Here is a 15,522-nt window from a genome sequence, read left to right as displayed (position 1 = left end):
AGACGTAATTGGGTATAATCCCTTACGGAATTAGGCGAAAAAATTATACTTCAATGTCAGTTTGTCATAATGTTTCTATTGGTACTTTTTTTGACTACAGTCTTATTAAGAATAAAAAATAAATAAAACATTATAAAAATGGCAACAGGAAGTATTAATGTATCGGTAGAGAACATTTTTCCTTTAATTAAAAAGTTCTTGTATTCTGATCATGAGATTTTTCTAAGAGAATTAATTTCAAACGCTACAGATGCAACTTTAAAATTAAAGCATTTAACCAGTATTGGTGAAACTAAAATAGAGTATGGCAATCCACTGATCGAGGTTAAAATAGATAAAGATAAGAAGCAGCTTCATATTATAGATCAAGGGATCGGTATGACTGCAGAAGAAGTTGAAAAATACATCAATCAAGTAGCTTTTTCTGGTGCAGAAGAATTTTTAGAAAAATACAAAGACAGCGCCAAAGATTCTGGAATTATTGGTCATTTTGGTCTTGGTTTTTACTCTGCTTTTATGGTTGCTGATAAAGTAGAAATTATAACTAAATCATATAAAGACGAACCTGCTGCACATTGGGTTTGTGATGGATCTCCTACATATACAATTGAAGAACATGATAAATCTGAAAGAGGTACAGAAATTATACTTCATATCGGAGAAGAAGATACCGAATTTCTTGAAGAAGCAAGAATCAATGAATTATTAGTTAAGTATAACAAATTCATGCCAGTATCTATCAAATTTGGGACTAAAACAGAAACGTTACCAAAACCCGAAGATGCAAAAGAAGAAGATCCTGCTCCAACACAAGAAGTAGATAACATCATAAATAACCCTAATCCGGCTTGGACTAAACAACCAACAGATTTAAAAGATGAAGATTACAAAGGTTTTTATAGAGAATTGTATCCTATGCAATTCGAGGAACCTTTATTTAATATTCACTTAAATGTTGATTATCCTTTTAATCTTACTGGTATCTTATACTTTCCTAAGTTAGGTCAGGATATGAGTATTCAAAAGGATAAAATACAGTTATACCAAAACCAAGTATTTGTAACCGATAATGTTGAAGGTATTGTTCCGGAATTTTTAACAATGTTACGTGGAGTTATAGATTCTCCAGATATTCCTTTAAATGTTTCTAGATCATATTTACAAGCCGACGGTAATGTAAAGAAAATTTCAAGTTACATTACTCGTAAGGTTGGTGATAAGCTTAGTACAATGTTCAAAAATAGTAGAGAAGATTTTGAACAAAAATGGAATGATATTAAGATAGTTATTGAATACGGAATGCTATCTGAAGATAAATTCTTTGAAAAAGCAGATAAATTTGCATTATATCCAACTGTAGATGACACATTCTTGACTTTTGAAGAACTTCAAGAAAAAATTAAAGACAATCAGACTGATAAAGATAACAAGTTAGTTGTTTTGTATGCTTCAGATAAAGACGAGCAACATTCGTATATTACTGCTGCAAAAGACAAAGGGTATGAAGTGTTATTATTAGACTCGCCTATCGTTTCGCATTTGATCCAAAAATTGGAAACGAGTAAAGAAAATATCACTTTTGTTCGTGTAGATGCTGATCACGTTAATAATTTGATCAAAAAAGATGAGGAAACTATCTCTAAACTATCTGATGAAGAGAAAGAAAATCTTAAGACAGATCTTGGTAAAGTAATCCCTGCAGAAAAGTATACTGTTCAGTTAGAAGCTATGGATAGTGACGCTTCTCCATTTATGATCACGCAACCCGAGTTTATGCGTCGTATGAAAGAAATGCAACAAACCGGCGGTGGCGGTGGAATGTTTGGTATGGGTAATATGCCAGAAATGTATAATTTGGTTGTAAATACAAATCATGAATTGATCGGCCAAATTGCAGCAACAAAAACTGAAAAGAAAAAAGAACGTTTAATTAAACAATCTTTAGACTTGGCAAGGCTTTCTCAAAATTTATTAAAAGGAGAAGAACTAACAGATTTTATCAAACGTAGTTTTGAGATGATCAAATAGTTATTAAGTCTTACTTATATATTTAAACCGCTTCACTGTTCTAGTTGAAGCGGTTTTTTATTGTAATACTTTTGATTTAAGTACTAAAACTTTTACATTCGTAATTCTGCTGTATATCCAATAAAGATGAAAAAACTTTATACCTTTTTTTTATTCTTACTTGTCCTAAATACAAATCTATTTAGCCAACATACAATATCAGGTTATGTATCCTTGGACAATTCAGAACAATGGGAAAAACGAGTATATTTAAGTAAAGTTAGCTTTGAAAAAAACAAAGGAACCTATACATCCAATACAATTGCTTTTTCTGAATTAACCAAAGATGGTTTTTTTGCTTTTGACAACCATTTATTTACCACAAAAGATGATATCTACAAAGTTCATATAAATCCTATTTCTTTAGAAGAAAAAAAGAAGCTTTCTGATAAGGTAAAGAATTTCAAATTATTAATTGCTTCAAAAAAAGACACCATACATTTTAAAAAATCTAAAATAGTATTTAATGATTACACTTCAAATAATACGGCGGATAGAGAATGGCAGAAATTAAAAAAATTCCAAGCTAGGTATGAAAACCTAACCTCTGATTTTGATCCAAAACAGTACTTACTAGAAACCAAAGGATATGTAAAAGATTCTTTGCAAATACTCTTGGTAAAACTAATCGGTATAAAAAGATTAGATGATCAGGATCTGTTAGATAAAGATATCCAAACCAATCCCGACTACTATATTGAGTTTTTAGAAGAATTAAAATCTAGTGAACTTGATCCAATTACATATACACATCTAGAGCATAAGCTGGCTTTTATCATACAACAACAAACAAGTCAAAAGTATCGTATAAGTTTATGGATTAATGGTATTGCTATTTTAGTTATTATTCTGTTAGTCACAATTCTTCTTTCATCAAAACACAAATTAAAAAATAAGACTCAAATCCCCCTTAGTAAACAAGAAACAATTGTAAAAGATCTTATTGTTTCAGGAAAAAGTAACAAAGAAATTGCAAATGAACTATTTGTAAGCCTTAGCACTGTAAAAACACATATTTCAAACATTTACAGTAAGCTCAACATCTCTAATCGCAAGGAGTTACTACTAAAAAAGTAAAAATCATACCCGTACTAGTACCTTATTCGGCTTCAAAAAAATGATAGTACTCCTTTTTCGATTGTTATTTGCTTTAAAAATTAAAGCAAAAAATGAGACCAATAATTTGTTTCTTAATTCTATTTATCTATTGTAATGTTTACAGTCAACACCAATATTCTATTTCGGGTATTATTTCTAATCAGGATAACACCCCATTAAATTCGGGAGATATTCTTCTTATTGATAAAAAAGACAATAGTACTGTAGGATACACCATTGTTAATCAAGGAAAATTTAGCTTTACCAATCTTGAAATTGGCGCGTATATACTTTCAATCTCATGTATTGGATATGAAAAAAAAATAGAAGAAATTTTGCTTAATAAAAATAAATCGATAACAATTACATTACAAAAAAGCAGGGTTGCTTTAGATGAAGTTACGATAAAAGGAATCAAAAATAACATCAAGTTTGCAAATGGCAATATAAAAGTCGAAATAGAAAATTCGGTTTTTAAATCTCTACCAACAACGACTGCTGTATTATCAAAATTACCAGGAATACAAATAAGCCCAAATCAGGAATCAATTAGTATTATCGGACGAGGCACACCACTACTTTATTTAGATAACCAAAAAATAAATTTTGATCAATTAAAGGCATTAGCTGTTGATGATATTAAGGATATTGAAATTATAGATAACCCTTCTGCTAAATACGAAGCAGAAGGTAGAAGTTTAATACTTATTACACGAAAACGAGATGTTTTAGACGGTTATAAAATTCAACTTTCTGAGACGGCTTCTTTTAAAAGAAGGTTGGATAATTATGCTGGTCTAAACAGTACTTTTAAGAAAAAACAATTAGAATTGAGAGCTAACTTTAACTACAATCAAATTGGTTTTTGGGAGGCTGTAGATTCAAAACTTGACATCCCAGATGAAAATATTAAATCAGAAATCAGTGTAAATTCGATTGGTCCTAGACCCCAATTTGTTATGGGTAGTGGAGTATTCTATTCTTTAAATAAAAATGATTACTTATCTGGGCAGGTAAATTTTAGAACTCAAACTGATCGGTTTCCCATTTTAGCGAGTACATTTTTACAACAAGATCTACAAGAGGATTTTATCTTAACCGAAACTAAAAATGATGAAGAAAGAAGCTTTTTTAGTAGTAATATCAACTTAAACAAAAAAATCACCAATACGAGTAATTTGTTTTTTGGAATTCAATATTCAAGTTATGTAAGGCACCTAAAGAGTAACATTTTTAATAACTTAAATCAAATGGGATTTGTAGCATCTCAAAATCGAGATCAAAAATATCAAATAGAAGCCTTAGCCACCAGAATAGATCTTGAAAAAGAATTTGATAAAAATGTCAAATTAGAAATCGGCGGAAGTATATCCCATGCAAATGCATTGGCAACATCTGATTTTAATTTTTTACGTCCCATAAGCAAAAGGACATCAAAATATGACTATCAAGAAGATATTTATGCATCTTACGCTGAGTTATCTGCTAAAAAAAATAAATATAATTTTTCTTTAGGAATAAGATCCGAAACTAATGTTGTTAAAGGAAGTTTCAGAAAAGAGTCTAATCCATTGATTGATCGCAAAAAAACACGTTTATTTCCAAAAGTCAAATTTACCATCCCCATAGACAGTACTAAAAGTTTACATCTAAATTATAATACGACAATCAGTCGGCCAAGTTTTCTTAATGCAAGTTCTATAAGTACTTTTATTAGTCCTTTTTCTGAATTTTCACGAAATGTAAATTTAAAACCCACTATAACCACAGAAATATCTGCAAATATCCAACTAAAAAAACATTCGCTTTACTTAAACTATTATACCGAAAAAGATCCCATATTTTATGCTGTGCGCTATACTCCTTCAGAAAACAGAACCATATCCTCTCCTCAAAACTTTAGTGAAGAATCTGGTTATCAGATCAGGTATACAAATACCACAACCTATAAACTGTGGAGCACAACAAATTCTCTTTCTGTACTTAATAGTAAAATTAAAGATGATCTTGCTATACTTAACAAAGTAAAACCATATCTATATTATTACTCGAACAACGAATTTAAACTGCCTCATGAAACAACTTTAGGTTTAAATTTTTGGGGATTTACAAAACGATATCAAGGTGTTTTTAAGAGAAACGCTATGTTTGTCTTGGGAGCTTCGTTTACCAAAATATTTTTTAAAGACCTTACTGTAGCCATAAACGTAAATGATGTTTTTAGAAACATGAATTTTATTGATGTATCCACCATCAATAGTATTAATACTGAAAATATATATTATGTAAATGCTCAAGAATTATCAATTTCGATCAAGTACTTCTTTGGAAAAGTAAAAAAACCATCTTTTAAAAATAAGGATATCGACGAAAACATCAATAGATTGCGGTAGCCTTAATATACCAGTATTAAACTAACCCACTTGCTCTTAAAGAAAAATAAGCGCACATCTACTTTTTTAAAATTTAAATCTTTTCTGTAACTAGAAATACGAACAGACCGTCATACAGAGATATCAATCAAAAAACAGATACCATGACGTTTAAAAATCAACTACTCCCCTTCAATTATATTTTGTTGGTGTTATTTTTTGTAGTGCCACTTTTTTCTTTTGCACAAAATTTAGAAGGAAAATTTGACACTCTTTTACGAGAAAAATACAAGTCTGATGGATCAGGCGCCACAATATTAGTTGCCAAAAGAGGAGATATTATATATCATAAAGCATTTGGGCTAGCCAATATTGAACTCGATGTACCAATGAGACCCAACCATGTTTTTGAAATAGGTTCTATTACAAAACAATTCACTTCGATAGCAATATTAATGTTAATGGAACAAGGAAAATTATCTATTGAGGATGAAATAACCAAATTTATACCTGATTATCCTACTCATGGAAAAAAGATAACCATACATCATCTTTTAAATCATACTTCAGGAATAAAAAGTTATACTTCGATGAATTTATCAAAAATTGCCCGAAATGATATGACTCCTACAGAAATGATTGATTATTTTAAAAATGAGCCTTTGGATTTTGATCCTGGAGATAAATGGAGTTATAGCAATTCTGGTTATTTTATTTTAGGATATATTATTGAAAAAATTTCTAAGCAAACCTATGAAGATTTTGTAGAACAACATATTTTTAAAAAGTTACAAATGAACAGCTCTAGATATGGTCATAAAAGTGAAATTATCAAAAATAGAGCTTCAGGGTATCAAACCAAAAATGGTTATATAAATTCTAATTATTTAAGCATGACATTGCCCTATGCTGCAGGTTCTTTAATGAGTACCGTAGAGGATCTATTTAAATGGCAAACAGCGCTTAATAAAAACAGCTTAGTAAAAAAAGAAACACTACAAAAAGCCTATACTAATTACTCATTAAATAATGGAGACCCTACCAATTATGGATATGGTTGGTTGACGTATGATGTTAATGATGTACCAGCTATTCAGCATGGTGGTGGAATTTTTGGGTATACCTCTTATGAAATCTATGTTCCTAAAGAAGATGTATATGTTGTCATACTTACTAATTGTAATTGTAATAGTCCAGCTAACCTAGCTAAAAAAATTGCAGCCATGGCAATAGGTAAACCTTACCATACTGCCAAAACTGCAATTAATATACCTAATCAAGAATTAAAGAAATTCATCGGAGTATATGAATTTGAAGATAAAGCAATTCGAATCATTACTTTAAAAGAAAATCAATTATATAGTAAAAGAGAAGGAAGTACAGAATTTAAAATTTTTCCTAAAAACCAGTCTTCGTTTTTCTTTGAAGATAACTTCTCTGAATATAAATTTGAAGTTTCGCAAGACCCTATCAAAGTAATATTTACCGATCGTAATTCAAACAACATTTCAAAAGGGATAAAAACCAACAAGCCAATCCCTTTGGAAAAAAAGATTATCAAAGTTCCTATAAATATTTTAAAACAATATGTTGGTATTTATGAAATCAAACCCGGTTTTGATATTACTATCAAGTTAGAAAATGACAAGTTAATATCTCAAGCTACAGGACAGGAATCTTTTGAGATACACGCTGAAACTAAGACCAAATTCTTTATCAAAGAGTTTCCTGCAACTATAGAATTTATAATGAAAAATAATAAAACTATTAATGCCATCTTACATCAGGCAAACAATAAAATTTCTGCAAAAAGAAAAAAATAATTGTATCATTTCAATAGTATAACTCAAAGTTAAATTTTATAATTTAAGCATTATCTTATTAGCACCAGTCATCTGTTACAGTTTTCATAAATACTATGTTTCAAGTATTGGTTTTAGTAATTTTAACACTTATAACATAAACTCTATACACAATGAAATATTTCTTGATTTTATTCCTAGCTATGACAACGATTAGTTGCAATCAGGATAAAAAAGAAAAAACTGAAGATAAAAAAAATGAAATGATACCGGTAGAACCTGATGGAGGTATTGGCGATGGCGCACTTTCTATTATTGACAATTATATTGCAAGTATCGAAAAGGCACATAAGAAGGAAGCTTTTTTAAAACATAAAGCAGTAAGTTTTAATATTAATATTCTTTTTGGAGGTAAACCCCACTTAGATGGTAAGGTTACGATGCTTACTAATTCTACAAAAATAAGAATTGATAAAAAAGACGAAAGTAAACTAATATATGATGGACAAAAAGTGTTTTTATGTCCAGAGGACGCTAACGAAAAAGGTGCCCGTTTTGATATGTTTACTTGGACTTATTTTTTTGCAATGCCATATAAATTAAATGACCCTGGTACAAAATGGGAACTTGGCAACAACAGAGCTCTTGATAATGTTAATCACCAAACTGCAAAACTAACTTTTGAAAAAGGAACCGGTGATGCTCCTGATGATTGGTATGTAATTTATACGGATGTTAATGAAAACACTTTAAAATCTGCTGCCTATATAGTATCTTTTGGAAGCGGCGGAGATACTTCTAAAGCAGAAGAAGACCCACATGCAGTTCATTATAAAGATTTCCAAATGATAGATGGTATTCCATTTGCTACTAAATGGGATTTCTATGGTTGGAATGAAGAAAAAGGAATTTATGGTGATACAATTGGTGAGGTAACGATCTCTGACATTACTTTTTTAGATTCAGAAAGCAACTTATTTGAAACTCCCGAAAACGCTAAGGAAATAAAACTTTAATTCTTTACTAAACCAGAACTCCCCTTTAAAATCAATTTTAAAGGGGAGTTCTTTTTTAATATATCTAAATACTGTACTATTTTGCTATATCATTAAGATCCGATATTTCTGCAGATTTAGATGATCTAGAAGTTCCACATCTTCCTAATCTATTCCATCTTGTTCTTTCTCTTTCATATAAATACCCTCTATAAGTTACACGATCTCCTACTCTGTAGCTTTGCGAACTAGAATAAGGTGCTACACCATCACAGATGTCAGTACCACCACCTCCGGTACCTGGATACATGACATTTATACCTGCAATATCTCCTGCAGACAGACCATTTCTTTGCGCATTATAAGTAGATCCATTTTTTCTAACAATAGTAGGCTGACCATTAGCCGAAAAAGCAAAAGAACCATAAAGCATTATAGAACCAAAATCAAGAGCATTAGTATATTCTGCTCCATCTGTACCTTGTTGGCTATATGTCTGAAAGTTAAATGTTGCGTTAGACTGTATGTTCTGAAAATTGATAGTGATGTATTGATCTCTATCTCTTCTACTTTGCTCATGCCATAATCCGACAGCATGTCCTATTTCATGTATTGTATTACCCGTAGAACAACCATTGGCAAGGTTAATATTTTGTCTTCCTCCAGTACGACCTACAGAAGAAGAACAACCACTACCTGTTCTAAAATAAATGTAAGCAGACTGATTAGTTCGTCTTACAAACTTAAGGCTTGTATTTGCCTCCCAATGTGCAATTGCATCTGTAACTCTTCTTTGATTAGCCAAACTACTTTGTATATCGTAGTATACGGTATTATTTGGCCATCTTCTACCAGTACGTCCAGTACTTTTGGCATCATCGCTATCAGGAAAAACAATCATATCTCCACCAAAAATATACTGACCGTCTATTTTTTCTACTTTAACAGATTGACCATTAAGCTTGATAGTTTCAATACTTCCATTTTGTTCAGGAAAAGCCATTTCTTGAGTGAAGCCTTTGTCTAATTGTTCTAGATTTTCATTTAAAGAAGTTTCTGATTGATCATTCTCACAAGAAACGAATACACCACACATAGCGAGTGCCAAAGCACCTAGCGCGATGCTTTTAAAAGAATTTTTCATAATTAATAAGTTTGAGTTTGTATTGTGCAAACTACAAAATAACTGTCTTATTGCATCCGACTTGCTATATTTTTACGTTTTAATGTTAAATATTAAATTTTTCACATCAGATTTTAATTATACGCTATAAAATTGCGAATTCTACTGTATTTTATTAAACATATTGTTTTATGAATTCTAGCTATTATAGTAAATATCATCTACATTTTTTGTATCTTTAGAAAGCACATTTTCTAAAAATTCACAATCATGACTCCGCTTTTTAAAAAATTACAGCTTCCTCCTGAGTTAGACGAGGTTTTGATACTTAATGAGCCCAAGGGCTTTTGTAAAGAATTAGATTGCCTTAAAGATGTAGATGTAAAAGAATCTTTGATACAGGTATCTGAGGTAGATTTTGCCATAGTTTTTGTTACTGAGAAAAAACAAATCGAAAATCGTATTGAGACATTGTATCCTAAATTTGTAGGAGATGGCATTTTATGGTTTGCCTACCCTAAGAAAAGTTCTAAGAATTACACATCAGAAATTACAAGAGATTATGGATGGGGGGTTCTTGGTGATTATAATTTAGAACCTGTAAGACAAGTTTCTATTGATGATGATTGGACTGCACTACGCTTTAGAAAAGTGAGCTTTATTAGAAAAATGACTCGTAGTAAAGATTTTGCACTTAGTGAATCTGGTAAACAAAAAACTACTGGCGTTTAATGAGTTGGCATTTATATATTTTATCTTCTATTTTTATCATTGCAGGAATTTTTCATTTTGTTCGTCCAAAGGCGTTTATGAGGGTTATGCCATTGTACATACCTTATCATAAATTAATTGTCTATTTAAGTGGTCTTGCAGAACTTAGTGCCGGTATAGGATTATTGTTTACAACTTCGAGAGTATTTTCCCTTTGGGCAATTGTAATTATGCTAATTCTATTTTTTCCAGTACACATTCATATGCTGGTTCATAAAAAAGCAAGCCTTAATCTTCCCAAATCAATACTGGTTTTTAGATTGTTTTTACAGTTTGGTATCATATATTGGGCATATCAGTATATATAGATTAGATTTTTATCATGAGTTTACCATTATTTGATTTGCAGGGTGATTATATACAACTAGATATGATCGATGCAGATGTACGTTACTATCCCCATTTTTTTAGTAAAAACATGGCCGAAAAGCTATTTAAAATTTTAAAAAATACTATTAAATGGCAACAAGATGACATTACCGTTTTTGGAAAAACATATCCGCAACCCCGACTTACTGCTTTATATGCAAATAATGACAATGCCTACACATATTCTAATATAACTATGAAACCTAACCCTTTTACAAAAGAGCTTTTATTGATTAAAAAAGAGTTAGAAAAAGTCTGTACAATATCTTTTACAAGTTGCTTACTAAATTTATATAGAGATGGCCAGGATAGTAATGGATGGCATTCGGATAATGAAAAAGAATTAGGACATAATCCAATTATTGCTTCATGCAGTTTTGGTCAAGCACGTTGGTTTCATTTTAAACATAAAAACAACAAAAACTTAAAACAAAAGATATTATTACAGCCTGGCAGTCTACTACTTATGCAAGGAAGAACACAAGAATGCTGGTTACATCAAATCCCAAAAACACAAAAAAAAGTGGAACCAAGAATCAATCTCACCTTTAGATTAATTACATAAGAATACCCTTACACTATATGCAAGGGTATCTACAATCAAACAAAAAATCAATTCACAAAATCCTTTTAAAGGGAAAAATCAAAACTATTGTATCATACGAAATGAATCTGCAGAATTTCTGTCTGCATACAAATCATATTTATCTTTCTTTAATAATATTATCGCCGTTACACAAAATATTGCATATATAAATGCACAACTAATTTGATTTACATCAAGCAAGAAAAGTGTAAAAAAACCGAATAATGGAATCGAGGCAATTAAAACCTTCCTCTTAAAAATATTGAGTACTAAAAAAATTCCTATTACAAATTCTTCAAAAGGTACTAATGGAGCCAAAGCTTCAATAAAACCAATATCAAATATTGAAGCCTGATCAAAGTAATGATCAAGTCTATCTAAAAACCTACGATATTTAATGACATTATATACACTATATAAAACCAACGACATCCCCATTATTATTCTTATAACTGGATATATATAAATTCTAAATTTCATAAAAACTCTATTAAAAACAACTGTGCTACTCTATGCTACAAATATACGTCGTAAAAAAACCTCAAAACTTGTATAATTATACCTTAAACTTGTAAAAAAAAGACACAACTAACTACATATCAACAACATCAAACGATTTCGTTGATTATTACATGTAAAAAACAATTCCTGTTTATTGATTTTATTTTTGTAACTTTAAGAATGTTAAAAAATGTTTATGAATCGTTACACTTTGCATGAGACCTTTGTTGTGCATCAATATGCTATTGATGAATGGGAAGCGGAGCCTCATAACCACAATTATTTTGAAATTATCTTCGTTGAGAAAGGAAGCGGTTATCATACTATTAACGGTGTTAGATTTGCGTACTCAGAGAATAATATCTTTTTACTAGCACCTGAAGACACACACCATTTCGAAATAGAAAAACATTCTAAATTTACTTATTTTAAATTCACTGAACTTTTATTTTCCAGTAAGGTGAACTTACCCGATAGGAAATACTGGTTACAAAGAATTGAACAACTATTGCATCATCCTAACATCATTCCTGGTGATGTTATTTGTCACGAAGAAGATCGAAATATTATTTGGGATATTCACAACGTAGTTTTAGATGAGTTTAAAAATGAAAAGAACTATTATCAAGAAATTATTTCGAATGCTATAAGTACTATTTTGAGTATTATAATGAGAAATATTTCTGAAAAATATACTTCTAATCAAAGAGAAATACTTGTTGGTAATACAAAGATCGATCAAATCTTAGGACATATTAGGCAAAATGTATATGATAATGATCTTACTAAAATTAATTTTTTAGCAAATAAGTTTAACATGTCTCAAAGCTCTATTAGCACCTACTTTAAAAGAAAAACAGGTGAATCGATACATCAGTATGTTACTAAATATAAAATGAAACTTGTAGAATATAGATTACAACATACAGAATTTACTATTGCTGAGATTGCATATCAATTAGGGTACACCGATGAAAGTCATCTTACTAAAACCTTTAAAAAACACTTTGCAATGTCTCCAAAACAATATAGAAAAGAAATGACTATTGAGGCCGGTTAATCCTTATCCAAATATCTCATTTAATATTTTAGCTAACCGCACACCTCCCTTTTGTAATTGTGATCGTACAATAGGAAAATAATCATACATATATTTATATCCTAGTTTCTCTCCAACATTGGCAGAATCATAAACTTTCTTTGCCAGTTGTTGTGATTCATGAACCCAATCTACAATAGTACCTGTTTCTATATTTTCAATCTCGGATCTTGATAATTCTGCTGTATTTATAGATAATTCTGAATAGCTCATACCGTAGTAATCAATCATATCACTATCCCATACTCTGTGTAGATTCGATCCATCTCTAAACCACTGTACTTGTATATCATTACCACCTTTATCTTCTCCTCTTCCGGTGTGTAAAGGCTGATGAAGGTCTCCCAAAAAATGCACTAACATTTTAAGATGAAATGTTTTATCGAGGTCAGAGGATTTTTCATCTTTAAGTACCGAAATACATTTTTCGATACCCTGAATCAAATCTCCATATTCACTAGGTGCTTCTTCACCATATTTCTTATCAAAAGAAAAATTCACATAATGCCATGGACTAAATCCTTTGTATTTTTTATCGCTTTTAATTTCATCAGCATAGGTCGATACCAATGCTAAACTTTCTCCATTCAAAATACTTGATACTGCTCTTTTAGCTTTTTTTGTTAAATAGGTTTCTGCAATTTCTCCAGTTGCTCTATGACCAGTCTTACCCCAATCATAATTTGTTGAAAATGCTGTAAATGAGATTAGAAATACAACCAGTACGGTTGTTGTGCGAATATTCATTATCTTTTATTTTGAAGCAAAGATAAAAAAGGCTATGTTAGTGATTAGTTAAAAATTATAAGAAATAATTAATTCTTATTTTGGAAATCAAAATATGGCTAGGTTTTCATCGTTTTGTATAGTACTATTTATTGTATTTACCCTTAATTGTTTTTATGATAAGAGTTCAATACTAATTAACTTTATAAATTAATCTAATCCCCAAATATGAGATTTATATATTCTTTATTTTTTCTTATTATTTCAACCTTATGTTTTGCCCAAGAAAAAGAATATAATTCTGCAATAGTAAAAATCAACCGGTATGTAGAAGGTTCGCTAGTAACTCCTTACACTGACGAAGAAGAGGTACCTCTTATAATATTAATAATGGATGCCGGAGCAATCAACAGAGATGGTAATGATCGAATGTCTAAGAATGATACTTTTAAAAAACTGTCATATGACCTAGCTAAACAAGGAATAGCAACGTACAGATATGATAAAAGGCTTTTTAAAATGGAAGGACTAGGCATACGCGAAGATGAAATTTCTTTTGATCATTACATTACAGATGTAAAATCTATTATTGCGTATTTCAAACGAAACAAAACATATACTAAGATTATTGTAGCGGGTCATGGTCAAGGATCATTAATTGGTATGTTAGCAGCAAAAGATTCTACAGTAAATGGTTTTATTTCAATAGCAGGAAACGCCCAATCAATTGATGAAGTAATTATAGAACAAATTTCGAAACAAGCTCCTGGATTAGATAAAAGTGCGATTGTAGCATTTAGAGAATTAAGAGATAACGGGCGCGCTACAAATTATGAACCTGCTTTGGCTTCAATATTTAGATCAGAATTACAACCTTTTATGCGATCATGGGTAAAATATACCCCTACCGATGAAATATCTCAACTAGAAACACCTGTATTAATTATTCATGGTGAAAAAGACATCCAAGTAGCGCTATCTCAAGCAGAAAAATTAAAAGAATCTGCTCCCCAATCCGAATACGTAATTGTACCTAACATGAACCATATTCTTAAAGAAATCAAAGGAGATCGATTAGAAAATCATAAATCGTATAATGAATCCTGGCGAAAAATTATGCCAGAAGTTATTACTAGTATTGTTAACTTTGTAAATAAGTAGTAAATTTTAATAGATATACTAACCTAAATCTAAAATTGTATAATGCAGCATCGCATTGTTTTCTCTGATATTGATGGTACTTTATTAAATTCTGAAAGAGAACTTTCAGAATTTACTATATCAGAAATTAACAGAATTAAAGATACTATTCCTGTCGTTTTAATATCATCTAGAATGCCTAGTGCTATGAGACATTTACAAGAAGAGTTACAGATTAAAGATCAACCTCTTATTTGTTATAATGGTGGTTTAGTCTTAATCAATCAAAAAATAGTGCATTCAACCTTTATCCCTACAAAAATTATTGAAGAGCTTCGAGACTTTAATAAGGATAAAAAAGTACATCTAAGTCTATATCATAACGATGATTGGTTTGTTCCTGAAATGGACTTTTGGGCTAATCGAGAAGCTCAAAACACAAAAGTAAATCCTGTCGTTAAACCAATAGAAGATGTAATAAAGGAATGGAAAACAGCACATATCGGAGCCCATAAGATCATGTGTATGGGTGAAGAATCTGCTATTGACAAAATGTATAATTTTTTAGATTATAATTTTAAACAGAAATTACACTTATATCGTTCAAAACCTACGTATATTGAGGTAGCTCATAAAAGTATCTCAAAATTAACAGCAATAGAGATGTTATTAAATACCCATTTTAATATCCCGCTTAAAGATGCAGTAGCATTTGGTGATAATTTTAATGATATCGAAATGATTGATGCCGTAGGAATGGGAGTCGCTGTAGCAAATGCAAAACCAGAAACACTAAATGTTGCCAATGTAGTAACACGTTCTGGAAAAGAAGATGGCGTTGCCATTTATATTAAAAATAATATCAAATAAAAA

14 protein-coding genes are annotated in these 15,522 nt (G+C 30.5%); 11 read left to right on the top strand and 3 right to left on the bottom strand.

Going from position 1 to position 15,522, the window contains the following annotated elements; genetic code table 11:
- Positions 1 to 138: 138 nt before the first annotated feature.
- From htpG to AWE51_RS23460, 5 genes are all read left to right on the top strand, one after another.
- A complete protein-coding gene (gene htpG, locus AWE51_RS23480; protein ID WP_066319074.1) occupies positions 139 to 2,028 on the top strand; it encodes a molecular chaperone HtpG in 1,890 nt (629 codons plus the stop codon).
- Between the two features lie 126 nt (positions 2,029 to 2,154).
- A complete protein-coding gene (locus AWE51_RS23475; RefSeq protein ID WP_066319072.1) occupies positions 2,155 to 3,144 on the top strand; it encodes a response regulator transcription factor in 990 nt (329 codons plus the stop codon).
- 92 nt (positions 3,145 to 3,236) lie between these two features.
- Complete coding sequence (locus AWE51_RS23470) at positions 3,237 to 5,558, top strand: outer membrane beta-barrel family protein (RefSeq protein ID WP_082832591.1); 2,322 nt, start codon at positions 3,237 to 3,239, stop codon at positions 5,556 to 5,558.
- Positions 5,559 to 5,701: 143 nt separating this feature from the next.
- Positions 5,702 to 7,360: a serine hydrolase gene (locus AWE51_RS23465; RefSeq protein WP_066319070.1), complete on the top strand. Its 1,659-nt coding sequence runs from the start codon at positions 5,702 to 5,704 to the stop codon at positions 7,358 to 7,360.
- Positions 7,361 to 7,512: 152 nt separating this feature from the next.
- A complete protein-coding gene (locus AWE51_RS23460) occupies positions 7,513 to 8,355 on the top strand; it encodes a DUF6503 family protein (protein ID WP_066319068.1) in 843 nt (280 codons plus the stop codon).
- A 76-nt stretch (positions 8,356 to 8,431) separates the two neighbouring features.
- Here the strand turns inward: AWE51_RS23460 and AWE51_RS23455 are convergent, their stop codons facing one another.
- Positions 8,432 to 9,478, bottom strand: a complete 1,047-nt coding sequence (locus AWE51_RS23455) for a M12 family metallopeptidase (RefSeq protein ID WP_066319061.1) — start codon at positions 9,476 to 9,478, stop codon at positions 8,432 to 8,434.
- Between the two features lie 249 nt (positions 9,479 to 9,727).
- On the opposite strand from AWE51_RS23455, the gene AWE51_RS23450 reads away from it, so the two are divergent.
- The 3 genes from AWE51_RS23450 to AWE51_RS23440 are packed head-to-tail and all read left to right on the top strand — an operon-like array spanning position 9,728 to position 11,162.
- Positions 9,728 to 10,189 carry a hypothetical protein gene (locus AWE51_RS23450; RefSeq protein ID WP_066319059.1) on the top strand — a complete coding sequence of 154 codons (462 nt, stop codon included), beginning with the start codon at positions 9,728 to 9,730 and terminating at the stop codon, positions 10,187 to 10,189.
- Positions 10,189 to 10,536 carry a DoxX family protein gene (locus tag AWE51_RS23445; RefSeq protein WP_066319056.1) on the top strand — a complete coding sequence of 116 codons (348 nt, stop codon included), beginning with the start codon at positions 10,189 to 10,191 and terminating at the stop codon, positions 10,534 to 10,536. Before AWE51_RS23450 ends, AWE51_RS23445 begins: the two co-directional genes overlap by 1 nt.
- Positions 10,537 to 10,550: 14 nt before the next feature.
- Positions 10,551 to 11,162, top strand: a complete 612-nt coding sequence (locus tag AWE51_RS23440) for an alpha-ketoglutarate-dependent dioxygenase AlkB family protein (RefSeq protein ID WP_082832590.1) — start codon at positions 10,551 to 10,553, stop codon at positions 11,160 to 11,162.
- Between the two features lie 84 nt (positions 11,163 to 11,246).
- Here AWE51_RS23440 and AWE51_RS23435 read toward each other — a convergent pair whose 3' ends face one another.
- A complete protein-coding gene (locus AWE51_RS23435; protein WP_066319053.1) occupies positions 11,247 to 11,663 on the bottom strand; it encodes a MauE/DoxX family redox-associated membrane protein in 417 nt (138 codons plus the stop codon).
- Positions 11,664 to 11,880: 217 nt separating this feature from the next.
- Between AWE51_RS23435 and AWE51_RS23430 the strand changes: the two genes are divergently transcribed.
- Positions 11,881 to 12,744, top strand: coding sequence for an AraC family transcriptional regulator (locus AWE51_RS23430; RefSeq protein WP_066319051.1), 864 nt, complete (start codon positions 11,881 to 11,883; stop codon positions 12,742 to 12,744).
- Positions 12,745 to 12,747: 3 nt separating this feature from the next.
- Here AWE51_RS23430 and AWE51_RS23425 read toward each other — a convergent pair whose 3' ends face one another.
- A complete protein-coding gene (locus tag AWE51_RS23425; protein WP_099098815.1) occupies positions 12,748 to 13,530 on the bottom strand; it encodes a S1/P1 nuclease in 783 nt (260 codons plus the stop codon).
- A 207-nt stretch (positions 13,531 to 13,737) separates the two neighbouring features.
- Here AWE51_RS23425 and AWE51_RS23420 point away from each other — a divergent pair, with 207 nt between their 5' ends.
- Both AWE51_RS23420 and AWE51_RS23415 read left to right on the top strand, forming a co-directional pair.
- Positions 13,738 to 14,670, top strand: coding sequence for an alpha/beta hydrolase (locus AWE51_RS23420; RefSeq protein WP_066319049.1), 933 nt, complete (start codon positions 13,738 to 13,740; stop codon positions 14,668 to 14,670).
- A 42-nt stretch (positions 14,671 to 14,712) separates the two neighbouring features.
- Positions 14,713 to 15,519: a Cof-type HAD-IIB family hydrolase gene (locus tag AWE51_RS23415; protein ID WP_066319045.1), complete on the top strand. Its 807-nt coding sequence runs from the start codon at positions 14,713 to 14,715 to the stop codon at positions 15,517 to 15,519.
- Positions 15,520 to 15,522: the final 3 nt, after the last annotated feature.

This window comes from Aquimarina aggregata, assembly GCF_001632745.1.
GTDB classification, from domain to species: domain Bacteria; phylum Bacteroidota; class Bacteroidia; order Flavobacteriales; family Flavobacteriaceae; genus Aquimarina; species Aquimarina aggregata.
This window is presented reverse-complemented; position numbering and strand designations above follow the sequence as displayed.

Bases quoted from the DNA above. Each gene is read 5' to 3' on its own strand.
- htpG (WP_066319074.1), top strand. From the start codon at position 139: ATGGCAACAGGAAGTATTAATGTATCGGTAGAGAACATTTTTCCTTTA.
- AWE51_RS23475 (WP_066319072.1), top strand. From the start codon at position 2,155: ATGAAAAAACTTTATACCTTTTTTTTATTCTTACTTGTCCTAAATACA.
- AWE51_RS23470 (WP_082832591.1), top strand. From the start codon at position 3,237: ATGAGACCAATAATTTGTTTCTTAATTCTATTTATCTATTGTAATGTT.
- AWE51_RS23465 (WP_066319070.1), top strand. From the start codon at position 5,702: ATGACGTTTAAAAATCAACTACTCCCCTTCAATTATATTTTGTTGGTG.
- AWE51_RS23460 (WP_066319068.1), top strand. From the start codon at position 7,513: ATGAAATATTTCTTGATTTTATTCCTAGCTATGACAACGATTAGTTGC.
- AWE51_RS23455 (WP_066319061.1), bottom strand. From the start codon at position 9,478: ATGAAAAATTCTTTTAAAAGCATCGCGCTAGGTGCTTTGGCACTCGCT.
- AWE51_RS23450 (WP_066319059.1), top strand. From the start codon at position 9,728: ATGACTCCGCTTTTTAAAAAATTACAGCTTCCTCCTGAGTTAGACGAG.
- AWE51_RS23445 (WP_066319056.1), top strand. From the start codon at position 10,189: ATGAGTTGGCATTTATATATTTTATCTTCTATTTTTATCATTGCAGGA.
- AWE51_RS23440 (WP_082832590.1), top strand. From the start codon at position 10,551: ATGAGTTTACCATTATTTGATTTGCAGGGTGATTATATACAACTAGAT.
- AWE51_RS23435 (WP_066319053.1), bottom strand. From the start codon at position 11,663: ATGAAATTTAGAATTTATATATATCCAGTTATAAGAATAATAATGGGG.
- AWE51_RS23430 (WP_066319051.1), top strand. From the start codon at position 11,881: ATGAATCGTTACACTTTGCATGAGACCTTTGTTGTGCATCAATATGCT.
- AWE51_RS23425 (WP_099098815.1), bottom strand. From the start codon at position 13,530: ATGAATATTCGCACAACAACCGTACTGGTTGTATTTCTAATCTCATTT.
- AWE51_RS23420 (WP_066319049.1), top strand. From the start codon at position 13,738: ATGAGATTTATATATTCTTTATTTTTTCTTATTATTTCAACCTTATGT.
- AWE51_RS23415 (WP_066319045.1), top strand. From the start codon at position 14,713: ATGCAGCATCGCATTGTTTTCTCTGATATTGATGGTACTTTATTAAAT.